General features: G+C 68.1%; 23 protein-coding genes. 14 read left to right on the forward strand and 9 right to left on the reverse strand.

Annotation, left to right across the window (positions count from 1 at the left end; genetic code table 11):
- The first annotated feature begins 4 nt into the window (after positions 1-4).
- The 4 genes from I1A62_RS17185 (at position 5) to I1A62_RS17200 (ending at position 3,757) form a co-directional block, all read left to right on the forward strand.
- On the forward strand, positions 5-502 hold the full coding sequence (locus tag I1A62_RS17185; protein WP_219459247.1) for a DUF2505 domain-containing protein: 498 nt from the start codon (positions 5-7) through the stop codon (positions 500-502).
- Positions 503-553: 51 nt separating this feature from the next.
- Entirely contained in the window at positions 554-1,054 is a 501-nt protein-coding gene (locus I1A62_RS17190; protein WP_005560412.1) for a DUF2505 domain-containing protein, read from the forward strand.
- Positions 1,055-1,075: 21 nt separating this feature from the next.
- Positions 1,076-1,873 carry a class I SAM-dependent methyltransferase gene (locus I1A62_RS17195; RefSeq protein WP_124395581.1) on the forward strand — a complete coding sequence of 266 codons (798 nt, stop codon included), beginning with the start codon at positions 1,076-1,078 and terminating at the stop codon, positions 1,871-1,873.
- 336 nt (positions 1,874-2,209) lie between these two features.
- Positions 2,210-3,757, forward strand: a complete 1,548-nt coding sequence (locus I1A62_RS17200) for a TROVE domain-containing protein (RefSeq protein WP_219459248.1) — start codon at positions 2,210-2,212, stop codon at positions 3,755-3,757.
- Between the two features lie 16 nt (positions 3,758-3,773).
- On the opposite strand, the gene I1A62_RS17205 is transcribed toward I1A62_RS17200, so the two are convergent.
- A complete protein-coding gene (locus I1A62_RS17205) occupies positions 3,774-4,391 on the reverse strand; it encodes a hypothetical protein (protein WP_124395579.1) in 618 nt (205 codons plus the stop codon).
- A gap of 113 nt (positions 4,392-4,504) precedes the next feature.
- Here I1A62_RS17205 and I1A62_RS17210 point away from each other — a divergent pair, with 113 nt between their 5' ends.
- Complete coding sequence (locus tag I1A62_RS17210; RefSeq protein ID WP_124395578.1) at positions 4,505-5,272, forward strand: DUF2993 domain-containing protein; 768 nt, start codon at positions 4,505-4,507, stop codon at positions 5,270-5,272.
- A gap of 9 nt (positions 5,273-5,281) precedes the next feature.
- Here I1A62_RS17210 and deoC read toward each other — a convergent pair whose 3' ends face one another.
- Positions 5,282-5,947, reverse strand: a complete 666-nt coding sequence (gene deoC / locus I1A62_RS17215; protein ID WP_124395577.1) for a deoxyribose-phosphate aldolase — start codon at positions 5,945-5,947, stop codon at positions 5,282-5,284.
- A gap of 57 nt (positions 5,948-6,004) precedes the next feature.
- Here deoC and I1A62_RS17220 point away from each other — a divergent pair, with 57 nt between their 5' ends.
- From I1A62_RS17220 to I1A62_RS17230, 3 genes are read left to right on the forward strand one after another with little or no spacing between them, the layout of a single operon-like run.
- A complete protein-coding gene (locus I1A62_RS17220; protein WP_124395576.1) occupies positions 6,005-6,838 on the forward strand; it encodes a class I SAM-dependent methyltransferase in 834 nt (277 codons plus the stop codon).
- A 13-nt stretch (positions 6,839-6,851) separates the two neighbouring features.
- Complete coding sequence (purU, locus tag I1A62_RS17225) at positions 6,852-7,736, forward strand: formyltetrahydrofolate deformylase (protein ID WP_072939778.1); 885 nt, start codon at positions 6,852-6,854, stop codon at positions 7,734-7,736.
- A gap of 56 nt (positions 7,737-7,792) precedes the next feature.
- Positions 7,793-8,593 carry a carbon-nitrogen hydrolase family protein gene (locus I1A62_RS17230; RefSeq protein WP_219459249.1) on the forward strand — a complete coding sequence of 267 codons (801 nt, stop codon included), beginning with the start codon at positions 7,793-7,795 and terminating at the stop codon, positions 8,591-8,593.
- A 68-nt stretch (positions 8,594-8,661) separates the two neighbouring features.
- Here I1A62_RS17230 and I1A62_RS17235 read toward each other — a convergent pair whose 3' ends face one another.
- From I1A62_RS17235 to I1A62_RS17250, 4 genes are all read right to left on the reverse strand, one after another.
- On the reverse strand, positions 8,662-9,504 hold the full coding sequence (locus tag I1A62_RS17235; protein WP_124395574.1) for an enoyl-CoA hydratase-related protein: 843 nt from the start codon (positions 9,502-9,504) through the stop codon (positions 8,662-8,664).
- Between the two features lie 40 nt (positions 9,505-9,544).
- Positions 9,545-11,062, reverse strand: coding sequence for a class I adenylate-forming enzyme family protein (locus I1A62_RS17240; RefSeq protein ID WP_124395573.1), 1,518 nt, complete (start codon positions 11,060-11,062; stop codon positions 9,545-9,547).
- 82 nt (positions 11,063-11,144) lie between these two features.
- Entirely contained in the window at positions 11,145-12,626 is a 1,482-nt protein-coding gene (locus tag I1A62_RS17245; protein ID WP_124395572.1) for an MFS transporter, read from the reverse strand.
- A gap of 3 nt (positions 12,627-12,629) precedes the next feature.
- Positions 12,630-13,589, reverse strand: a complete 960-nt coding sequence (locus I1A62_RS17250) for a PDR/VanB family oxidoreductase (protein WP_124395571.1) — start codon at positions 13,587-13,589, stop codon at positions 12,630-12,632.
- Positions 13,590-13,739: 150 nt separating this feature from the next.
- Between I1A62_RS17250 and I1A62_RS17255 the strand changes: the two genes are divergently transcribed.
- From I1A62_RS17255 to I1A62_RS17265, 3 genes are read left to right on the forward strand one after another with little or no spacing between them, the layout of a single operon-like run.
- Complete coding sequence (locus I1A62_RS17255; RefSeq protein WP_124395570.1) at positions 13,740-14,519, forward strand: SDR family NAD(P)-dependent oxidoreductase; 780 nt, start codon at positions 13,740-13,742, stop codon at positions 14,517-14,519.
- A gap of 22 nt (positions 14,520-14,541) precedes the next feature.
- Entirely contained in the window at positions 14,542-15,444 is a 903-nt protein-coding gene (locus I1A62_RS17260) for an alpha/beta fold hydrolase (RefSeq protein WP_124395569.1), read from the forward strand.
- Between the two features lie 38 nt (positions 15,445-15,482).
- Positions 15,483-16,139 (forward strand): TetR family transcriptional regulator, encoded by a 657-nt coding sequence (locus tag I1A62_RS17265; protein ID WP_072939750.1) that lies wholly within the window; start codon positions 15,483-15,485, stop codon positions 16,137-16,139.
- 81 nt (positions 16,140-16,220) lie between these two features.
- On the opposite strand, the gene I1A62_RS17270 is transcribed toward I1A62_RS17265, so the two are convergent.
- The 3 genes from I1A62_RS17270 to I1A62_RS17280 form a co-directional block, all read right to left on the reverse strand.
- Complete coding sequence (locus I1A62_RS17270; protein ID WP_219459250.1) at positions 16,221-17,714, reverse strand: aldehyde dehydrogenase; 1,494 nt, start codon at positions 17,712-17,714, stop codon at positions 16,221-16,223.
- Between the two features lie 19 nt (positions 17,715-17,733).
- The gene (locus tag I1A62_RS17275; protein ID WP_087559244.1) at positions 17,734-18,558 is read right to left on the reverse strand and encodes a mycofactocin-coupled SDR family oxidoreductase; all 825 of its coding nucleotides are present in this window, start codon (positions 18,556-18,558) and stop codon (positions 17,734-17,736) included.
- Between the two features lie 221 nt (positions 18,559-18,779).
- Positions 18,780-19,769, reverse strand: a complete 990-nt coding sequence (locus I1A62_RS17280; protein ID WP_219459251.1) for a GNAT family N-acetyltransferase — start codon at positions 19,767-19,769, stop codon at positions 18,780-18,782.
- Between the two features lie 200 nt (positions 19,770-19,969).
- Between I1A62_RS17280 and I1A62_RS17285 the strand changes: the two genes are divergently transcribed.
- The 3 genes from I1A62_RS17285 (at position 19,970) to I1A62_RS17295 (ending at position 23,399) form a co-directional block, all read left to right on the forward strand.
- Positions 19,970-21,139: an SRPBCC family protein gene (locus tag I1A62_RS17285; RefSeq protein ID WP_124395566.1), complete on the forward strand. Its 1,170-nt coding sequence runs from the start codon at positions 19,970-19,972 to the stop codon at positions 21,137-21,139.
- A gap of 52 nt (positions 21,140-21,191) precedes the next feature.
- Positions 21,192-22,343, forward strand: coding sequence for an acyl-CoA dehydrogenase family protein (locus I1A62_RS17290; RefSeq protein ID WP_219459252.1), 1,152 nt, complete (start codon positions 21,192-21,194; stop codon positions 22,341-22,343).
- 138 nt (positions 22,344-22,481) lie between these two features.
- The gene (locus tag I1A62_RS17295) at positions 22,482-23,399 is read left to right on the forward strand and encodes a triacylglycerol lipase (protein WP_124395564.1); all 918 of its coding nucleotides are present in this window, start codon (positions 22,482-22,484) and stop codon (positions 23,397-23,399) included.
- Positions 23,400-23,402: the final 3 nt, after the last annotated feature.

Consider the following 23,402-nt stretch of genomic DNA (forward strand, 5'->3'; position numbering starts at 1 on the left):
GATCGTGAGCCGCCGCATCGAGCATTCGTCGTCCTATGCGTTTCCCGTCACCCAGGTCCATGCGGGCCTGATCACCGAGCAGTACTGGCGCGACCGTCTGGACAAGGTCGGAGGACCGGGGGCCACCCTGGAGCAGGTCACGACCGGCCCGGGCACCATCTCGGTGGCCATGTCGCAGTCGATTCCCGCCGAGCACCTGCCCAGCATCGTCTCGAAGGTCCGTCCGGGCGACCTCGTGATCAAGCGCACGGAGACGTGGGGCACGCTCGACGGCGATCACGCCGAGGGCACGTTCACGGCCGAGGTCGTGGGTGCGCCCGCGACGATCTCCGGAACCCAGACGCTGAAAGCCGACGGTTCCCGGGCGAACGTGCAGGTCGAAGGCAAGGCCGAGGTCAGGATCCCGCTGATCGGCGGCAAGATCGAGAACGCGATCGCGGACGAGGTCCTCCGCCTGATCGCGAAGGAGCAGGAGTTCACCGAGCAGTGGCTCGGGAGCTGACCTGGGGCGGGTGTCCATTGTGTCGGGTCCCAGCCGGTAACCTAGGCGATCATGGCTCGCCGCATCGACTACTCAGCCCGTTACAAGCACACCCCCAAAGAGGTGTACAACGCGTTCACCAACCGTGACTACTGGGATGCGCGCATCGAGGAGATGCGGAAGTACTCCGAGAACCACATCGAGCACTTCGACGTGAACGACGACGGGATCGACATCGTCCTGCACCACATCCTGCCGCGGTCGGAACTCCCCGAGATCGCGCAGACCGTGATGAAGAAGGACATGGTCATCACGCGCAAAGAGTCGTACACGCCCTTCGGTGAGCCGACCACGGGCACGTACGAGGCGTCGATCCCGGCGGGTCCCGGCAGTCTCACGGGCACCATGAAGCTGTTCGCCACCGAGACGGGGTGCACGTTCCGCACCTCGTCCGAGGCGAAGGTGTACCTGCCGTTCATCGGCGGGAAGCTCGAGCAGCTGATGCTGGTCAACCTGATCGACCTGTTCCGCGCCGAGGCCGAGATCACCGAAACGTGGTTGTCGCAGCACTAGCACTCACAGCACGGATTTCCCATGACTTCAGCGACGCTGAGGCGGCCCCACGGTGTCATCACCCGGGGTACGACAGGCATCAACCGGCTGCGCCGCAGCGACCGCTGGCTCGTCCACGACGCGCTGGTGCGCCGGACACTGCACGCGTCCGCTGACCCGCTCGTCGTCGACCTCGGGTACGGCGCCCGGCCGCACACCACGTTCGAGCTCGCCGACCGGTTGACCGCCGTGCGCGGCGACCGCCGGGTGGTCGGGCTCGAGATCGACCCCGAGCGTGTGGTCGAGAGCAGGAACGGTGTGAGTTTCGCCCGCGGCGGGTTCGAGCTCTCCGGACTGCGCCCCGTCCTCGTCCGTGCGTTCAACGTGCTGCGGCAGTACCCCGAGGATGCGGTCGGGCCTGCCTGGGCGCGGATGCAGTCCGGGCTCGCCCCGGGCGGGTTGATCCTCGACGGCACGTGTGACGAGCTGGGCCGCCGCTGCGCGTGGGTGCTGCTCGACGCCACCCGCCCGCTGTCGCTGACGCTGGCGTGGGATCCGTTCGCGGTGGAGAGGCCGTCGGACATCGCCGAACGACTGCCCAAAGCGCTGATCCATCGCAACGTCCCGGGTGAGCCGGTCCACGCGCTGCTCGCTGCGGCGGATCGCGCATGGGCCACCGCGGCGCCGCACGGCTCGTTCGGACCGCGGGTGCGGTGGCGCGCCGCCCTCGAACTGCTGCGCGCGCAGGGACTTCCTGTGCAGCCGCAGCGCCGGCGGATCCGCGACAACATCCTCACCGTTCCGTGGAATCTGGTCGCGCCCGGTTCCGGCACGAATTAATTCACGCGACATCCCCCGACGCGCCCCGTAGAGTCGGTTCACGAAACATGTTGTGCCGGTGCGCAGGCGAGGGCTACTTCGACTCTGGATCGCGTGGTCGCCGGTTCGAATCCGGTCAGGGACGCAGGTCCCTGTAGCTCAGTGGTAGAGCGCGTCCGTGCCTCCGCCGACTCCGAACTCGGCACGACATGTGTGCGCGCCACCCGGTGCGCAGACGACGGATACTTCTCAGGCGAAGTGCGTGAGCACGCGGTTCGACTCCGCACCCCGTCGTCGCCTCGACCTCGGGTGGCGCGCACCCACGAGCACCGACACCTCCCGGAAGGAGGAACAACCATGAGCAAGTTCAACCCGAAGATACTGCGCCGCAACAAGGCACGGAGCCCCATCACGTCGGGGACGCAACCGTCGGGCCGCACCTTCGAGGGCGGCAGCGGCTACGCCCGTGACGCGAAGAGCGAGCTGTTCCTCCTCGCGGTCACGAACATGGTCGGTGAGCACACGTTCTACGAGTCGGCTTCGGACCGCGACGGGCGGTTCGTCGCGCTGGTCCACGAGGTCGCACTGTCGGACCCGGAGTGGACCGCCCGCCTGATCGGGTGGCTGCGCCGCGATGCGCATCTGCGTTCGGCGTCGGTGGTGGCCGCAGCCGAGTTCGTCCGGGCCCGGCTGGGTGCCGGTCTGCACGGCGGCAACCGTGCCGTCATCTCCTCCGCGCTGGAGCGGGCCGACGAGCCGGGCGAGATCCTCGCGTACTGGATGTCCCGGCACGGCCGTTCGATCCCGAAGCCGGTCAAGCGCGGTGTCGCCGACGCCGCCGCCCGGCTGTACACGGAACGCTCACTGCTGAAGTGGGATTCCGAGGCCAGGGACGTCCGCTTCGGCGACGTTCTCGAACTCACCCACGCGTCGCCGTCGGCGGCGTGGCAGGGCGAGCTGTTCCGGCACGCGATCGACCGACGGCAGGGGCGTGAGAACGCCGTGCCTGCCGGTCTGCGCATGCTCACGGAGCGGGCGGCGCTGGCGGCACTCCCGCCGCAGGACCGGCGTGCCGTCCTCCGGACCCCGGAGCGGCTCTCGGCGGCCGGCATGACGTGGGAGTCGCTTGCCGGCTGGCTGCAGGGACCGATGGATGCCGCGGCCTGGCAGGCGGTGATCCCGTCCATGGGGTTCATGGCGCTTCTCCGTAACCTGCGGAACTTCGACGAGGCCGGGATCCCCGACCACGTCGCGGAGCAGGTGGCGGCCAGGATCGCCGATCCGGGCGAGGTCGCGCAGTCGCGGCAGCTGCCGATGCGATTCCTCGCGGCGTACCGGAACGCGCCGAGCCTGCGGTGGGGACAGGCGCTCGAGCGTGCGCTCGGAGCGTCACTGTCCGCGGTCCCGTCGCTGCCCGGCCGCACCCTGGTTCTCGTCGACCGGTCCGGATCGATGTTCTACAGCCGCGTCTCGGCGCGGTCGGAGCTGACGAGGGCGGACGCGGCCGCTGTGTTCGGCACCGTGCTGGCGGCACGTGCCGAGCGGGCGGACCTCGTCGAGTTCGGCACGGACAGCCGGACCGTGCCGTTCGTGCATCGGGCGGTGCTGCGGGTGGTCGACAGCTTCGGCGACCTGGGCGGCACCGACACGGCGGCGGCGGTGCGGAAGCATTACCGCGGCCACGATCGCGTCGTCGTCGTCACCGACGAGCAGGCGGCGCGGGGCGATCCGACCCGGCACGTCCCGGCCGATGTCCCCGTCTACACGTGGAACGTGGCGGGCTACCGGCACGGACACGGACCGGCGGGGTCCGCGAACCGTCACACGTTCGGCGGACTGTCGGACGCGGGGTTCTCGATGATCCCGCTCCTGGAGGGCACCCGGGAGGGCGAGTGGCCGTTCTGACTCGAACGGCGACCCGTCAGGTGCAGGTGGCCAGTGCGTGTTCGACGCGCTGCGCCACCTGCGCCGGCAGGGATCCGCATTCGCTGTGCAGTGCGCGCGCGTCGAGTCGCCCGATCGCGACGCCGTCGGCGACCACCTCGTCCAGCAGTTCCTGCGAGATTCCGCTGGCGGCGAGGTCGAGTGCCGTGCACAACGGCGTTGTGATGCGCAGCGGGCCGACCTGCTCGCAGTCCTCCGGGCGGAGTGACCGCCGGTGCAGCGCCAACTGCTGAGTCGGCGAGGGCGGCGACAGCACCGTCGAGAGGTGGATGAACCTCGGGTACAGGTGTCCGAGACCGTGAAGTTCGGCGGCACTCTGGTGGGAGACCGCGGCGGCGGCACCGAACCAGGTGCACCACTTCGCGAACTCCTCGAGATCGGAGTGCGGACAATCCTTCAAGCGGAACAGGTCTCGCTCTATCTTGATCCACGAGCCGTCGGCGAGTCGCTCGCCGATCTCGTCGGCGGCGAAACCGAGGCGCAGCACCTGCGCAGTGGTGAAGAAACCCGCCTGAGCCGTCGCGACGCGTGTCAGCTCTTCACCGACACCTTCGCGCTCCGGGTCACCGGGACGTGGAGCCAACCATCCGGACATTCCCCTACATTACTAGGCAATTGTGGCACGTATCACAATTTCTGCGGATCTCGGCGACGCGCCGCCGACGCATTCACAGAATTTGTTCAGAGTTGTCGGGAAGAATCCGTGTAATGGCAGCCCGAACGAACTCCGCACCCCGAAGTAACCGTGTGCTCGTCATCTCTCTGGTCGTCATCGCCGCGCTCGTGGCGGTACTCGTCGGCGGCGAGCTCTTCGTCCGCCACAGAGTGAAGACCTGCATGGCCGACCAGTTCGAGAGCCAACTCGGCTCGCAGGTCGACGTCGGACTGAGCTGGAAGCCGGTCCTGCTCCAGTCCGTCGACAAGAACGTCCCCTACATCACCATCGACAGCGACGACACCAAGTTCGGCCCCGCGCAGGGGATGCAGGTGCACGCCCAGGTCAACGACATCCGGATCGAGAACACCGCGGACAGCAGCGGCACCATCGGCAGTTCCGACGCGGACATCACCTGGTCGACCGCCGGCATCCTCGCGACGCTGCAGCAGCAGGCGTTCGGCTCGCTGATCAGCGGTGTCACCGCCGATTCGAGCGCGGGAACCCTGAGGTTCTCCGTCGGCCCGGCCGGGCTCGCGGATCTGACCGTCAAACCGGAGGTCGTGAACGGGACCGTGAAAGTGAACACGGTGGGTGCCGAGATCCTCGGTTTCGGGCTCCCCACCGACCTCGTCGACGGCGTGGTCCAGATCCTGACCTCGAGCCTGCAGACCTACCCGCTGGGCATGCAGCCGACGACGCTGAAGGTCACCGACGACGCCATCGAGATCACCCTCGAAGGCGGCGCCTACACGATGCCTGCCGCCCCCACCCAGCAACAGCAGCAGGAACAGCAGAGCAGCTGCGGTCTTCTCGTCTGATCGGCCGGGTCAGTCGGGCAGCCCGTCGAGGACGGCACGGGTGCCCGACAGGCCGAGCCGCGTCGCACCGGCCGCGATCATGTCGAGCGCGACCGCTGCGGTGCGGATCCCGCCGCTCGCCTTGACCCCGATCCGCCCGCCGACGGTCTGCGCCATCAACCGCACCGCTTCCACGGTGGCTCCCCCGGCCGGGTGGAACCCGGTCGACGTCTTCACGAAGTTCGCGCCTGCCCGCTCGGCGGCCCGGCACGCTTCCACGATCGCCTCGTCGCTCAGCGCGGCGGTCTCGAGGATCACCTTGAGCACGGTGCGGTCGCCGACGGCCTCGCGGACGGTGAGGACGTCGGCGAGCACCGCGTTGAAGTCGCCCGCCACGGCGGCACCGATGTCGATCACCATGTCGATCTCCTGGGCGCCCTGATCCACGGCGAGCCTGGCCTCGGCCCCCTTGACCAGCGAGTGGTGCTTCCCCGACGGGAACCCGACCACCGCCGCGGTCACCAGTCCGGGCGCCTTGACCGGCAGCATCGACGGCGACACGCAGACTGCGAGCACACCGAGCGAGCGCGCTTCGGTTATCAGCGCCTTCACGTCGTCGGTGGTGGCCTCGGGCTTGAGGAGCGTGTGGTCGACGAGGTCGGCCACCTGGGAGCGGGTCAGTGCAACGTCGGACATACCTGTGAGCTTCGCACAACGCCTTCCCCGGCCCGCTGCACGGCCTAGCATCGCCGTATGAGTGATCCGGGATCGGTCTTCGACGAGGCACGGCTCGAATTCGACCGGCTGACGACGGCCGTGTGGGGACCGGCCGGGCAGTCCCTCACCTTCCAGCTCGGATTGCGCCCCGGGGACGCCGTCCTCGACGTGTGCTGCGGCGCAGGGTCTTCGGCGCTTCCCGCGGCCACCGCGGTGGGTCCGTCGGGTCTCGTCCACGGTGTCGACCTGTCCGACGAACTCCTGGAGGTGGGGCGGCTGAAGGCGTCGGACCGCGGGCTGCAGAACATCGAGTTCGTCCGCGCGGACGCCACCACCTGGGAGCCGCCGAGCACCGTCCCTGCGGCAGGCTACGACGCGCTCGCCTGTTCGTACGGCGTGTTCTTCCTGCCCCACATGGACGCCGCGTTCACCCGGCTCACGGGCCTCGTCCGGCCGGGCGGGAAGGTCGGGATCACGGTGTGGCGGCGGGGCGCGTTACGGGATTTCGCGGAGGCGCTCCACGACGCCGTCGCGCGGCACCGGGAGCCGGAGGCGGACTCCGGCGGGTCGCCGTTCGACGCGCTCGAACACATCGACACCCCGGACGGGCTGCATCAGTGGCTGGGCGAGCTGGGCGCGCACTCGACCGAGGTCCGGGAGCTGTCCAACATCATTCCCGCGACGCCCGAGTTCGCGTGGGACCTCGTCATGGGCGGGAACCTGCGCCGCGCGCTGTCCCCGTTCGACGACCGGACGGTCGAGCAGATCCGACTCGATTTCCTGCAGGTGCTCACCGAACGCGCGATCCACGACGTCGACGCAGGCACCCTCGTCGGCACCGCCGTGGTGAACGGCCGGAGCACGACCTGAAAGACTGTTGCCCATGAGCGCTGCTTCGACCGAGGACCACCGGTACGTTCTGTCTCTCGGCTGCCCCGACCGCACCGGCATCGTGGCCCGGATCTCGACGTTCCTCGCCGAGGTCGGCGGCTGGATCGTCGAGGCGGCGTACCACGCCGACGCCGACACCGGCTGGTTCTTCACCCGTCAGGCGGTGCGGGCGTCGTCGGTCGACATGTCGATCGGGGAACTCCGGGAGCGGTTCGCCGCCGTCGCCGCCGAACTCGGCCCCGAGACCGAGTGGACCGTGTCCGACACGGGCGAGCGCAAGCGGGTGGTGCTGCTGGTGAGCAAGGAGGCGCACTGCCTCCACGACCTGCTGGGCCGCGCGGCAGGCGGCGAATTGCCCGCCGACATCTGCGCGGTGATCGGCAACCACCGCGACCTCGAGGCCGTCACGCGCCAGCACGGCATCGACTTCCACCATGTGCCGTTCCCGAAGGATCCCGCCGAGCGCGGGCCCGCGTTCGAGCAGGTGCGTGAACTCGTCGACGCACACGACCCCCATGCCGTGGTGCTGGCGCGGTTCATGCAGGTGCTGCCGTCGGAACTGTGCGAACACTGGGCCGGGCGGGCGATCAACATCCACCACAGCTTCCTGCCGTCGTTCGTCGGCGCCCGCCCGTACCACCAGGCATTCGCCCGCGGTGTGAAGCTGATCGGCGCGACCTGCCACTACGTGACGGCCGAACTCGACGCGGGCCCCATCATCGAGCAGGACGTGATCCGCGTCGACCACGCCGACGAGGTCGCCGACATGGTCCGGCAGGGTCGCGACATCGAGAAGCTGGTGCTGTCCCGCGGGCTGCGCTGGCACCTCGAGGACCGCGTTCTCGTGCACGGCCGTAAGACGGTGGTGTTCAGCTAGTTTCGTCGCCGAGGCGGGCACGCCGTCCGGACCCGTCACCGCGGAGAGGTACCGACATGATCGACGTCGCCATCGCACAGTTCGCATCGGGTTCGAACAAGCACGACAACCTCGGGCAGATCGCGACGTTCGCCGGGGAGGCGGCCGCGGGCGGCGCCCGGGTACTGACGACCACCGAATACGCGATGTTCGCGCTCCCGGCGATCGACGAGCGGTTCGTGGACACCGCCGAATCCCTCGGCGGTGAATTCGTGACCGGCCTGCGCGAGATCGCCGTCCGGCACGGGCTGACCCTCGTGACCGGGATCAACGAGGCGATCCCGGGCGAGCGCAGGATCTTCAACACCCTCGTCGCGGTCGCCCCCGACGGGGGCATCGCCGCCACGTACCGGAAGCTGCACCTGTTCGACGCATTCGGCTACCGGGAGTCGGAGTTCGTGCAGGCGGGGACCATCGGCGATCCCGAGACGTTCACGGTCGACGGCATCACGTTCGGCATTCAGACGTGTTACGACCTGCGGTTCCCGGAGGTGACCCGGCGCATCGTCGACGCGGGCGCCGACGTCCTGGTCCTGCCGGCCGCGTGGATGCCGGGCCCGCTCAAGGAGGACCACTGGACCACGCTCGTCCGCGCCCGGGCCATCGAGAACACCCTCTACGTCCTCGCGGCCGATCAGTGCGCTCCGGTGGGTTCGGGTGCGTCGATGATCGTGGATCCGATGGGCGTGGTGATCGCGTCCCTCGGCGAACGGACCGGGACCGCGATCGGCACCGTCTCCGCCGAGCGCATCGCCGAGGTCCGCGCCAAGAACCCGGCGCTGTCGCTGCGCCGCTTCGGCGTGGTCGCCAAGCCGTAGATTCCGGCGAATTGGTCAGGCTCACACGCTATTGCGTGTGAGCCTGACCAATTCCCGGGTAACCGTGTTCAGCCGAAGACGTCGGGCAGGCCGTCGGACACCGACTGGGGGAAGTCGGGCTGCCGCTTGTCGAGGAACGCCGCGACCCCTTCGCGGACGTCCGCCGACGTTCCGCGGACGTGGATGGCGATCGACTCGGCCCGGTGCGCGACCTCTGGGCTGTCGGCGCCGAGCATCCTCCACATCAGCTGCCGGGTCAGCGCGACGGAGACCGGCGAGGTGCCCGTCGCCAGTTCGCGCGCCACCGCGATCGCCCGCGGCAGCACTTCGTCGGCGGGGACGACCTCGCGGACGAGGCCGCGTTCGAGCGCCTCCGCCGCCGACACCATCTTCCCTCCCACGGCCCACTCGACGGCGGTCGAGATCCCGACGATCCGGGGCAGGAACCAGGTGGAACAGGCCTCCGGCACGAGCCCGCGACGGGTGAATACGAATCCGAACTTTGCTGTGTCGGAGGCGATCCGGATGTCGGCGGGCAGTGTCATCGTCACCCCGACTCCCGCTGCGGGACCGTTGATCGCGGCGATCACCGGCTTCGTCGACCGGTAGATCCGCAGCGACGCCTGACCGCCCGAATCGGGTGGCGCCTCGCCGCTGTCCGGGTCGTCCTCGGTGACGAACGTGTCGCCGCCCTTCGCGAGGTCGGCCCCGGCGCAGAAGGCGCGGCCGGTTCCCGTGAGGACGATCGCGCGGATGGTGTCGTCGGCATCGCATTCGTCGAAGACCTCGATGATGCGGTCCCGCACCTCGAGAGTGAAGGCGTTGAGTCGATCCGGGCGATTCAGCCGCACGATCGCGATCTCACCGTCCCGCTCGAGTTGGACGACGCTCTCGGTGGCGATACTCGTCATGAACTGTTCTCTTTTCGTCGTGGTTCCGTGTCGCGGTGTGTCAGCGCACCTTCGAGAACCGTTCGGATACGTCCCGATACTCGGACCTGATGGCGGTCTTCGACAGCTTTCCGCTGGGGAGACGCGGCAGGGGTTCGTTGCGGATCACGACGTACCGGGGCACCTTGTAGTCGGCGACGAGGCGGTCGCAGTGCTCGACGATGGCGACCTCGTCGACGTCGCCGGTCACCGTCACGATCGCGGCGGGGGTCTCACCGAAGCGTGGGTCCTTCGCGGCGATCACCGCTACTTCCTCCACTCCCTCGATCTCACCGATCACGCGTTCGAGTTCCACCGGAGAGATGTTGATTCCTCCGGTGATGATGAGGTCCTTGAGCCGGTCGACGAACTGCAGGCGCCCTTCGGCGTCCCGGGTTCCCAGGTCACCGCTGTGCAGCCAGCCGTCCCGCAGTGCGGCCGCGGTGGACTCCTCGTCGTTCCAGTAGCCGGGCGTGACGCCGGGCCCGCTGAGGAGGATTTCGCCTTCCTCGCCGGGGTCGGCCTCGGTCCCGTCCGGGCGGACGACTTTCATCTCGGTGAAGATGGAGCCGTTTCCGCACGTCCCGGGGTGGTCGAATGCCTCGCTCACCAGCGTGGCGGTCGCGACTCCCCCGGCCTCGGTCATTCCGTAGATCTGCCGGAGCGCCACCCCCTTGTCCGCCCACCGCTGCAGCAGGGCGGGTGCGACGGCAGCGCCGCCGACAATCGCCGTGCGCAGGGAACCGAGATCCGCGTTGTCGAATTCCGGGGCACGGGAGATGGCCTCGAAGATCAACGGGACACCGAAGAGGGCCTGGACCTTGTGTTCACTCAGCAGTGCGGCCGCGCGTCCCGGCTTCAACTCGCGTTCGATGATGATGGTGCCGCCGAGCACGGTGGTCATGAGCAGACCCCACACGAGGCCCGGGGTGAAGACGAGCGGGAGGACCAGCAGGGTCGTCGCCCCGGGCCGCAGCCCCTCTTCCGTCAGCGACGCCTCGAAGACGATGTTGAGCAGGGTGCGATTGGTGCAGATCACACCCTTGGACAGTCCGGTCGACCCGCTGGTGAACAGCAGCGCCGTCGGGTCTTCGGGACCGACGTCGATCCGGAAGTCGTCCGCACCGCCACTGCGCAGCGCCGCGAATTCGTCGAAGGGCAGCGAATCGAACGTCGTTCCCAGGGCGCGGGTCTTCTCGACCGCGTCGCCGAATTCGGCGGGCGCCAGCACCAACCGGGCTCCCGCGTCGTCGACGACCTTGCGGAGTTCCGCGGGCTTGAGCCGGGGGTTCAGCGGCACGAGGACCGCGCCCGCCTTGAGGACTCCGAGCGCGACGGCAGGCCACTCGAGCGAGTTCGGGCCGAGGACGCCGACTCGGTCACCCGGCTCGATCCCGGCCTCGACGACCCGGCGAGCAACGCGGCTCGACCAGTCCTGCAGTTCCCGGTACGTGAGCGCGTCGTCGTCGACGACGATCGCCCGCTGGTCGCCCTTCGTCGCCGCCCACCAGTGCAATGCCGACCCGATTGTCGCAGCCATTTCCACTCAACCTTCCGCCGTCGCCGCCGGGCGACATCGATGTCACGGCAGGCGCCTCGCGCCACCGCTACAAACCTATGATCTATAGATTAACTGATACTGCACCGAATCGGACACCCCGATCGGCACGTTTTCTCGAAACGTGTTCCGCTCGAGCGATTGCCAACCCGGCCGATCCCGCCGCCGCGCCGCCCACCCAGAACGCGATCACGAACGCCCGCTCCGATGCCAGATCGGTGCCGGCGACCGTCACGGACGCGAGCAGTGTCGCGACCAGCGCGCTGGCAAGCGAACTACCGAAGGTTCGCGCAATCGCGTTGATGCCGTTGGTGACCCCGGTGAATTCGGCAGGCACGGCGTCGACGAGCAACGCGGGCAGCACCGCGTAGGACCCGCTCACGAAGACGTTGATCACGACGAGTGCGACGACCACCTGCCACAACCGGGAGTGGGCCAGTGCCAGCATCGCGAATCCGGCCACCCCGATCCCGCAGGCCGCGACGAGCACGCGGTCGGCGCGGAAGCGGTGAACGAATCGGCCGCTCGCCGACGCCGCCACCACCCCCGCCACCGAACCGGGCAGCAGCACGAGGAGGCTGGTGCGCAGCACAGAGGCGTCGAAGCCGTATCCGACGGCGGCGCGCGAGGCCTGCACGAACTGCGCCGAACCGAGAAACTGGATGTACATGGCCATCCCGACGAGAAACGCCGCGAGGTGCGTGCCCGCAACTCGCCGCCCGGACAGCAGCATCGGCGGGACGAGGGGCGCCCGGGTCCGTCGCTCGTGCAGGTACCACCCCGTGGTGACGGCGATCCCCAGTGCCGCCACGCCGATCGTCGGCGGTGAGGCCCAGCCCCACCGGCCGCCTTCGGCGAGGGCGATCAGGATCGCGGACAGGCCCACGGCCATGAGTCCGACGCCGACCGGGTCCATGCCGTCGCGGGTCCGCGCCGCGACGCCGCGAGGAACGGTCACCCAGGCGACGACGAGGGCGGCGAGATTCAGCCCGACGAGCAGGGCGAACACTCGCCGGAAATCCGCACCCTCGGTGTGCAGGACGCCGGCGGCGACCATGCCGAGTCCCCCGCCCACGGCCAGGATCCCCGACATCAGCCCGATGGCGCCCAGTAGCCGGCGCGGTTCGAGGCGTCCTCTCAACACGGCGACGCCGATCGGGAACAGCGCGAACGACACCCCCTGAAGAATTCGGCCGAGCACGAGGAACGGGAGGTACTCGGTGACGGTGCACAGCACCGAACCGAGGAGCACCAGGACGAGCGTCCCCAGCAGCACCGGGCGCGGACCGTGCCGATCGGCCAGTCTGCCGAGAACCGGAGTGCACACTGCCGCGGCGAGCAGGTTCGCGGTGACCACCCAGCCCACGGCGGCCGAATCGATCCCGAGTTGCGACGCCATCGCGGGGAGCAGCGGCACGACCGCCGTCTGTATGACGGCCGTGGTCATGACGACGAAGCACAGCGCCGGGACCAGCAGCCGATCGCGCGTTCCGGACCGTCGGGCCGGGACCGTGACCGTGTCCGACCCGGCGCCCGTCGTCACCATCCGTCAGAGGTCCAGGATCAGCTTGGGTGTGCAACTCCGGGACACGCAGATCATCATGGCGTCGTTCTCCGCCTGCTCGTCCTCGCTGAGAACGGAGTCCCGATGGTCGGGAGTGCCGCCGAGCACCGCGACCTCGCACGTTCCGCAGGTACCCTCCCGGCAGGAGAAGTCGGCATCGACGCCTACCCGGAGGACGGCGTCGAGAAGCGTCTCGTCCGCGGAGACCTGCACCGTGCGCCCGGATCGGCCGAGTTCGACCTCGAACGCGCCGTCGTCGCCTTCGGGCAGCGCCTTGGGCGCGAAACGCTCGACGTGCAGGGTGACGTGCGGACGTTCCCGGCACGCCGATTCGATGGCCTGCAGCAACGGTTCCGGCCCGCAGCAGTACACGACGGTTCCGGGCTCGGCCTCGTCGAGGGCCGTGGCGAGATCGAGGTGTCCGTGCTCGTCCTGCGGGCGGAGGAGCACCCGATCCGGGTGTGCCGCCGCGAGTTCGTCGGCGAACGCCATACTCGCGCGGGTCCGTCCGCCGTAGAGCAGGCGCCACGGCGTGCCCTTCGAATCCACTTCCCGCGCCATGGGGAGGAGGGGCGTGATGCCGATCCCGCCCGCCACGAACAGGTACGAGTCTGCGTCGACGAGTGCGAAATGGTTCCGGGGACCGGCCACGGTGACGAGGTCGCCGGATTCGAGCTTGTCGTGGACGCGGATCGAGCCGCCTCGACCGTCGGCCTCACGGAGCACGGCCACGGTCAGCGACGTCGTGTCGCCGGGATCCCCGCACAGCGAGTACTGGCGGGTGATCGTGTCGTCGAGGACCAGATCGATGTGCGAACCCGGCGTCCAGGCCGGGGCCGCGGCACCGGACTCGTCGACCAGCGTGAGTCGCACGACGCCGTCGGCAAGCGTTTCCTTACCGGCGACCTGCATCTGCAGCCGTTCCTGGTTCGCATTGCTGGTCATGTACCTGTCTCGTTCCACTCGACTGCACTTGCTCGTAAATCTTATGTCATTAGATTAATGTCACGCAAGACGCACGTCGGAGATGTTGCCTCACGGCAGCACCTGCGATAAACCTATGTACATTAGAATTTCGGATGGGAGACCTCGCTCATGAACCCGCAGGCAACCGAATCGGTGCTCGACCTGTTCCGCCTGACCGACTCCGTGGCCGTCGTCACCGGCGCGGGCAGCGGCCTCGGCGCAGGTTTCGCGTGCGCGCTCGCCGAGGCGGGCGCGGATGTCGTGATCGCCGCACGACGGCGCGACCGACTCGACGCGGTCGCCCGATCGGTGACCGAACGCGGTCGCGACTGCCTGGTGGTCCCCACCGACGTGACCGATCCGCAGCAGTGCGACGCGCTCGCACAGGCGGCGATCGACCGGTTCGGCAGGCTCGACATCCTGGTGAACAACGCCGGGGTCACGCACGCCGCACCCGCCACCCGCGAGCGGCCCGAGGACTATCGGGCAGTGCTCGACGTGAACCTCTTCGGCGCCTACTGGGCCGCGCAGGCCTGCGCCCGCGTGATGGGCCCCGGTTCCAGCATCGTCAACATCACCAGCATGCTCGGCCTGGTGAAGTCCGTGCTCCCGCAGGCCGCGTACTCGTCGAGCAAGGCCGGGCTCATCGGCTTGACCAGGGATCTGTCGAACCAGTGGTCGGGACGCAAGGGAATCCGGGTCAATGCGATCGCACCGGGATTCGTCGACACCGACATGATCGGCGAGATGTCGGCGGAGACACTCGCGGCCTTCCTCCACGACTGCTCACTCGGACGGACCGCCACCCAGCGCGAACTCGACGCGGCGGTGGTCTTCCTCGCCAGCCGGGCCTCGGGCTACATCACCGGTTCGACGCTCGCCGTCGACGGCGGAACCTCCGGTCACTGACCGACGAAAGGCGACAACGACCATGCCGATCACCACGATTCGCACCGAACTGCGAGGCGACGGAGTCACCCTCGTCGCGGACCGGTGGGAGCCGGCGTCCGCGCGGAAGGGAATCGTCCTGCTGTTGCACGGCGGTGGGCAGACCCGCCATTCGTGGCAGCGCACCGGAATTCGACTCGCCGACAACGGCTGGTGCGCCCTGGCGATCGATGCCCGCGGTCACGGCGACAGCGAGTGGGCCGAGGACGGCGACTACGGCAGCAATGCCCACGCGCGCGACCTCGTGGCCGTCGCCGCCGGACTCGACGAGCCACCGGTGCTGGTCGGCGCGTCCATGGGTGGGATGGCGTCGTTGCTCGCGCAGGGCGACCACGGCATCGGCCGCGCGCTGGTCCTGGTGGACATCACACCCCGCGCCGAACCCGGCGGCCTCGCCAAGATCACGTCGTTCATGGAGAGCGGCCTCGCCGGTTTCGACACCCTCGAGGACGCGCTCGACGCCGTCGTCGCCTACAACCCGCACCGCCGTCGTCCGCCGCGCGTCGAGGGACTCCGCAAGAACCTCCGCCTCCGCGACGGGCGCTGGTACTGGCACTGGGATCCACGGATGATCACGTATCGGGAGAACACCGACGACCACGCCGAGGTCCGGGAAGCGCGGGCCCGTGCCGCGGCGCGCGCGGTGCGCGTCCCGACCCTCCTCATCCGGGGCGCCCAGTCCGACGTCGTCAGCGCGGACGGTGCCCGTGACCTGCTGGAACTGATCCCGACGGCCCGTCACATCGATGTCGGAGGGGCCGGGCACATGGTCAGCGGCGACGACAACGACCTGCTCAGCGGCGGCCTGCTCGACTTCCTCGACAGCGACGTCGCCTACACCCATGAGGTGACCACGACCGACTACGATTCACCTCATCATGACTGACAACCATCCGAGCGAACACCCTGACCGGAAAGCCTGACATGCCCCGACCATCGAAGCCCCTGATCAGCCGCGCGGCTGCGGTGCAGGCGTCCATCGAGATCATCGATTCCCAAGGACTCGAGGCATTCAGTCTGCCGCGACTGGCCAAGCACCTCGGAGTGCAGGCGCCGTCGCTGTACCACCACTTCGCGGACAAGAGCGAGATCCTGTCCGCGGTGGCACGCCACATCGCCGGCGCGTCCGTGGTCCGTCCCCGCCGCAAACCCGGTCCCGACTGGCCCGAGTTCTTCGTGGCGTTGAGCATGAATTTCCGCCAGGCCATCCTGCGGCACCGGAACGCGGCGCCGATCCTCCTGCAGTACCTGCCCCGGGACCTCCTGATCGGCACGTACGAGGACACAGCGCGATTCCTGCTGGACTCCGGTGTGCCGACGCATCTCCACGTCCAGATTCTGGACGGGATGGAGACGTTGTCGATCGGCGCGGTCCTCACGGAGGCGATGCGCAAGCCGAGCACCCGGGCAACGATCTTCCCGAACGTCGACCCGGAGTCTCAGCCGCTCCTCGCCGAAGCGCTTGCCGCCAACGAACTCTCGTCGAAGCGATTGTTCGAGGAGATGATCCGCAGCTTCCTGTACGGCGTGATGCGAAACGATGCGGCCGCCGCGAACGCACCGCAGGAACGCTCCGCCTGACACGCCGGCGCCCGACGAGGCGAAGGGCCCCTGGGACACGATGTTCCAGGGGCCCTTCGTCATCTCGGTGCCGGCGATCCGCTACCCGGTGGCGGGCAGATGCACCGTCTTGGTCTCGAAGAACTCCTCGAGACCCTCGACGCCGCCTTCACGTCCGACGCCGGACTGTTTGTAGCCGCCGAACGGCACGGTGAAATCGATGATGGTGGCGTTCACGCTGACCGTTCCGGTCCGGATACGCTGGGCCACCTCGAAACCGTGCTCGAGGTCGGCGGTGTACACCGCACCGGACAGTCCGTAGATCGAGTCGTTGGCGATGGCGATCGCCTCCTCCTCGTCCTCGTAGGTGATCACGGAGACGACGGGACCGAAGATCTCCTCCTGCGCGACGCGCATGTCGTTGCGCACGCCGTCGATCAGGGTCGGTTCGACGAAGAAGCCGTGGTCGACGCCTGCCGGGCGGCCGCCTCCGAGCACGACGGTCGCGCCCTCCTCTTTCGCCGAGGCGATGTAACTCTCGACCCGGTCACGCTGCCGTTCCATGGCGAGCGGGCCGAGGAATGTCGTCTGCTCCCACGGATTTCCCATGGTGAGGAAGCCCAGTGCACCCTTCAGCGCCTCGACCACCTCGTCGTGGCGCTTGCGTGACACGAGCACCCGCGTCAGCGCGATACACGCCTGACCGCTCTGCATGCAGCCACCCATCGGGAGCGACTGCATGACGTGCCCCAGGTCGGCGTCGTCGAGGATGATCGCCGCCGACTTGCCACCGAGTTCGAGCGACACCCGGGCGATGCGCTCCCCGGCGAGCGACATGATGCGCCGCCCGGCGAGAGTGCTTCCGGTGAACGTGATGTGATCGACGTCGGGATTGGTGACGAGAGTTTCGGACACCTCCCGGTCGGCGCAGAGAACGCTGACGACACCGTCCGGAATCTTGCCTTCGGCCGTCAGTTCCCCGATGACGTCGGCGAACACGGACGGCGACAGCGGGGCCTCCGGCGCCGTCTTGAGGATCACCGAGCAGCCTGCGGCGAGAGCGGGGGCCACCTTGAAGGCGATCGTCCCGATGGGCCCGTTCCAGGGGATGATGGCGGCGACAACCCCGGTCGGCTCCTTCAGGATTCGTGAGACCCCGCCGTCGGCCCGGGTCCGGTCGTCGCGGGTGGAGTAGTCGCGGGCCACGGCCGCCACGGCGCGGAACAACCCGGCGGTCATCTGCTGCGTCGGGCCGCTGACCGCGACGGGGATGCCGACCTCGATCACGCCGAGCGGGGTCAACTCTTCCACGCGGGTCTCGAGTCGCGAGGCGATCTCGTCGAGGACGTCGGCGCGTTCGGCCATCGTGCGCGACGCCCACTCACCGGAATCGAACGACGTGCGGGCCGCCTGCACGGCGCGTTCTACGTCTTCGGTTGTGGCGCTGCGGATTCGCGCCGCCTTCTTCTCGGTGAACGGGTCGACGAGGTCGATCCACTCGTCTCCCGTCGACTCCACCCACCGGCCGCCCACGAACACCTGCTCGCGATCGGCGATCTTCGGAGGCGCTGCGGCCGCCGACTCTGTTGTCGTCATGGTCGAAAATTCCCTTCGCTCAACGGTTGTTGTAGCCGGCATCGACCGGCAGGGTCACGCCCGTGACGTACCGCGCCTCGTCGGAGGCGAGGAACACGATGGCGTTGCTGATGTCGACGGCCTCGATCAGCTCGACCGGCATCGGATTCTTGTACGATTCGTCGTTCGCGACCTCGGGGTGCGAGTTCACGAATTCGCCGTATTCGGCGTTGGCCACCATCGGGGTGTTCACCCCGGTGGGATGCACGGTGTTGACCCGAATGCTGTGCTTGGCAAGCTGCTTCGAGTACAGGCGCATGAGACCGACGACGCCGTGCTTGGCCGCGGAGTAACCGGCCTGGCCGGGGAACGTGTTGAGTCCGATGCTGGTGAGGCCCGCGGCGGAACTGGTGATGACGATCGACCCGCCCTCGCCCCGCTCGATCAGCCCGGGCACCGTCACCTCGAGTACGTGCCACACGCCGGTGAGCATCACGTCGATGGCGTCGTGCCACGCCTGCGGCTGATCACCGGGTCCGATGACGGGCATGATGCCGGCGTTGGGCAGGACGATGTCGACGTGCCCGAACTGTTCGATCCCGGCGTCGTACGCGCGCTGGACGTCGGCGCGGTTCCGGACGTCGCCCACCGACGTGACGATGGAACCGCCGGCCTCCTTGACCAGGCGTTCGGTCTCGGCGAGGTCATCCGTGGTCGCCATCGGATAGAACACGGTGTCGATCTGCTCGCAGATGTCCATCGCGATGACGGAGGCGCCCTCCTCCGCCAGTCGCACCGCGTGCGAACGTCCCTGTCCGCGAGCCGCACCGGTGACGAACGCGACCTTCCCCTCGAGTCGTGCCATGACGTGTCCTCTCGTTCAACCGAGTCTGAGATGTCGGTGATGTGCGCCGGAATGTCGCGCGGCGTGCGCGCGAGGTGAGCACTGGATGTGGGTCTTGGGTTCGAGGGCCGTCGGCCGGACGCCCTCGAAACGGACACTTCTTGTGAGCCGTGTCACAGGACAGTAGCGCGGCATTCGCCGCTCGTCAACAGTGGAACAAATATCGTTCTCCGTCTCATGCCTCAGAGGTAGCCGGGAGCCTCGTGCCACTCACCGACCTGATAGCACGTATGCGCATCCTCCTGCTCGAACGACAGCAACCGGCAGAGCCGGACCGCACCGTCGTCGTCGGGATCGATTCTCATCAAGGCGATTTGGGCCCCCGCGTCGCGCAGCACCTCGAGCGCCCGCACGAGCAGCGCCGCACCCAGGCCGCCGCCCCGTGCCTCCTTCTCGAGCACCAGTGCACGGATCCACGCCGCCCGCAGTTCGAGGTGCGTGTGCAGCGACGGGTCCAGCCACACGAACCCCTGGGGCCGGCCGGCGTCGCCGGACGCGAGTACGACGGACCCGGTTCCGTGGGCACGGCTCTCCGACAGCTTTTCCAGCTGAGCGGCCGGAATTCCGGAACGGCCCAGCACGTCGTCGAGAGCAGTCACCGACTCGGGGGCCTCGAGCCCGCGCGGCGCCTCCAGCACGGACCCGGCCGGGAGGGGCACCGGATCGAGCGGAACCGCGAACGGCCCGGTCAGGCTGCGGAACAGGGTCCACAGCCGGCTCACCGACGAGATCCGGAATCGTCGGGTCAGGCGCTCGGCCGCGGGATGCGTGCCGAAGGCCCAGACGCGCAGCGCGCGCGCACCGGTACCCATCCAGCCGTCCGGCCGGTCCACGTCGAGGCCCAGTTCCTCGACGAGCAGGGTCGCGATTCCCCGCGATCGATAGTCGGGGTGCACGACGAACTGGACGGTCCCGAGACCGTCGTCGTCCACGGCGATGTTGAGGTACGCCACCACGACGAGCGGAACGTCGTCGAGAGCGCTCAGACCGCGGCGCGCCTTGACCGCAAGATGCGATACCCGCACCCCCGGCCGCGAATGTGCCGTGACATCACGCGGTTCGATGCGCGAGAACCCCGCTTCGTCGTCGTATTCCGCGGCCGCGCCCACCAGGGCGAGAACTTCGTCGCGGTCGTCGTCTGCGAGTTCCTCGCACCACTGACAGGAAATCATCCGTATCACTCCTCATCGGACGGTGTCACCTAAACCTAATGCTCATTGATAACACCCGCAACGGCCGGACCTGCGAGGGTTTACACATAAATCTATGTGAGTTAGATTTAATGCGTCGATCCACACCGCATTCGGAGCCGGTGACGGGTAGCGGCGACAACGCCGGCCCATCGACTCCGCACGACACTGGAGGAAACGCAATGACCGAGGTCGGAGCCCCCCGCGAGGAACGCATTCGCCGCGCCCTGGATCACCTGCGCAACGACACGACGGACGAATTCGAGCACATCACCTGGTTCCAGCCGGAGGAGTTCACCGATCCGGCCGTGGCCAAGCGGGAACGTGACCTCATCTTCGGGCGTGTCCCCTCGATCGTCGCGCACGGCTCCGAGATCCCCCGTGCCGGCGACTTCTTCACCCTGCAGATGCCACGGAACAACATCATCGTGGTCCGGCAGCGCGACGGCGGCGTCAAGACGTTCGTCAACCTCTGCCGGCACCGCGGCGCCCTCCTCGAAAAGGAGGAGAAGGGCCGTTGCCGCCTTTTCTCCTGCCCCTACCACCGGTGGTCGTACGACACGGACGGCAGTCTCCGGACGATCACCCGCGACAACACGTTCGGCGAGACCGACACCACGAACATGGGGCTCGTGGAATTGCCGACCGAGGAACGTCACGGTTTCATCTGGGTCGTCGACGACGCGGACGCCGACATCGACGTGGCGGCCTGGCTCGGCGAAGAGATGGATACGATCGTCGCCGGTTACGACCTCGGTTCCAAGATCGCCTTCCGGTCCGAGGGATTCGACGAGCCGGTGAACTGGAAGATCATGCAGGACGCGTTCCTCGACGGATATCACATCCAGTACGCGCACCCGAATACCGCGGCCAAGCACATCCACACCAACGTGATGGCGTTCGAGGACTTCGGCAGGCACTGCCGATTCATCGCGCCGCGCAAGTCGATCGACCGATGGATCGAAGAAGATCCCGGCGACCGGAGCCTGGCCAAGGACATCACGGAAACCCATTTCCTGCTCCCCAACAGCACCCTGCTGCGGCAGCCGGATCACTTCCAGCTCCTCACCTTCCGGCCGCACCCCACCGATCCGCAGCGCTGTCGCATGGAGATGCGCCTGATCGTGCCGCCGGTCGCGGAGACCGAGATGACCGAGGAGAAGTGGACCCGCCTGTGGACCAAGAACTGGGAGATTCTCCTCGCCGTTCTCCACGCGGAGGACTTCCCCCTTCTGCGGGACTCGCAGCACGGCATGACCAGCGCCAACGCCGGCCGGATGGTATTGGGCCAGAACGAGGTGGCCAACCAGGTGTTCCGGCGTGAGACGCAGAAACTACTGGCAACGAACTGACAACACATGACGTGCGGGGCGCCCCACGGGCGTCCCGCATCAGGAGGAACACATGCAGAGCGATCTGTTCGACCGGGACCACGAGTTGTTCCGCGAATCCGTGCGGGGATTCGTCGACAAGCACGTGGTGCCCCAACTCGAGAAATGGGATGCGGATCGCCTGATCGATCGCGAGACCTGGCTGGCGGCCGGTCGCCAGGGCCTGCTGGGACTGTCCGTCCCCGAGGAATACGGCGGGCCCGGCGAACTGGACTACCGCTTCCGCTTCGTGATCCAGCAGGAGATCGCCCGGGTCGGCGCGTCGGCCCTGCAGTCCGGGTTCTCCACGAATGACGACATCGTGCTGAACTACCTGCTCCGTCACGCCGACGCCGAGCAGCGTCGGCGCTGGCTGCCCGGGTTCGTCACCGGCGAGACCATCGGCGCGATCGCGATGAGCGAGCCTGCCGCGGGCAGCGACCTGCGCGCCATCCAGACCACGGCGGTCCTGGACGGCGACAGCTGGGTGATCAACGGGTCCAAGACGTTCATCACCAGCGGAATCCTCGCCGACCTCGTGATCATGTTCGCGAAGACCGATCCCTCGGCCGGCTCGCGCGGCTTCAGCCTCTTCGTCGTCGAGGACGGGACGCCGGGATTCGCCCGGGGCCGCAAACTCGACAAGCTCGGTCTGCACGCCCAGGACACCGCCGAATTGTTCTTCGAGGACGTCCGCGTCCCCAAGGAGAATCTGCTCGGTGAGATCGGTTCGGGGTTCGCGTATCTGATGCAGAGCCTCCCCCTCGAACGACTCGGTATCGGTATCGCCGCGCAGGTGTCCGCCGAGGCGGTCCTCGGCTGGACTCTCGACTACGTCAAGGAGCGGACGGCCTTCGGCAAGCGGGTCGGGGAATTTCAGGGCCTCGGGTTCACCCTCGCCGAACTGCAGACCGCCGTCGAGGTGTCCCGCGCGTACATCGACCGGTGCGTGCGTGAGCACAACGCGGGCACCCTCACCGCCGTGGATGCGGCGAAGGCGAAGCTCTGGGCCACGGAACTGCAGGGCCGCGTCATCGATGCCGGGGTGCAGTTCCACGGTGGGTACGGCTACATGATGGAGTATCCCGTCGCCAAGGCGTACATCGATGCGCGGATCCAGCGGATCTACGGCGGCACCAACGAAATCATGAAGGAAATCATCCATCGAGACCTGATGAAGGCCTGAACGATTCCGGGAAGAAGGGGTGCGGCGAAAATGTATTCGCCGCACCCCTTCTTTGCGCCGTTCCCACCCACGCACACCCGGGCAGAAACTACACTACTTAGGTAAAACGGTCGCTCTGCGGTAGAGGAGTCGGACGCGATGGGTGCACGCGCACGCACGGTGGCAGTTCTCGGAGCCCTGGCAGTCCTGGGCACTCCGGCGGTGGCCGACGCCGCCCCGGACACGGCTCCCGTGGGGCCCCCGCAAACGGGGTGGCCTGCCGCGTGGGCCTATTCCATCGAGCACCCCGACGCGATCCCACAGGGCATGAACGATTTCTCGTGCAGGCCGGACGCCGCGCATCCGCGGCCCGTCGTCCTCGTCAACGGAACGTTCGAGAACAGCTACGCCAACTGGGCGATGTACTCACCCCAGCTGAAAGCCGACGGCTACTGCGTCTTCGGCCTCGACTACGGCGGCCCGGACACCGGCCCGTTCCATCAGACCGGCGACATGCGCGTGTCCGCCCGGCAGGTCGGCGATTTCGTCGAGACGGTCCTCGCCGCCACCGGCGCCGACCGGGTCGATCTCGTCGGGCACTCCCAGGGCGGACTGGTGCCGCTGCACTACATCAACCACCTCGGTGGGGAGTCGAAGATCGGCACGATGATCGGGGTCGCTCCCGCCACCAACGGCATCAGCGCCTACGGGATGCTGAACCTTCTCGCCGCGTATTCCCAGGCGAAAGATGCCGTCGGGAGCGTGATTCCGGCGGTCGACGACGGGACGGCGGGTTCCGCGTTCGTCACGGAGACCGGTGAGGGCGGCATGACCCGCCCGGGAGTCGAGTATGCGACCGTCAGTTCCAGGCACGACCTCGTCGTGCAGTTGAGCGAGTCGCAACTGCCGCCCGGACCGAACGTGTCCAACGTCGTGGTTCAGGACTTCTGCCCCGAGGATCTGACCAATCACGGAACCATGGTCTACGACGACATCACGCTCCGGATCGTGCGCAACCTCCTCGATCCGGCGACGGCCGTCGCTCCCGCCTGCCATCCCGTGGCGCCTCTGCCCTGAACC

This window comes from Rhodococcus sp. USK10, from assembly GCF_019378875.1.
Taxonomy (GTDB): domain Bacteria; phylum Actinomycetota; class Actinomycetes; order Mycobacteriales; family Mycobacteriaceae; genus Rhodococcus_F; species Rhodococcus_F pseudokoreensis.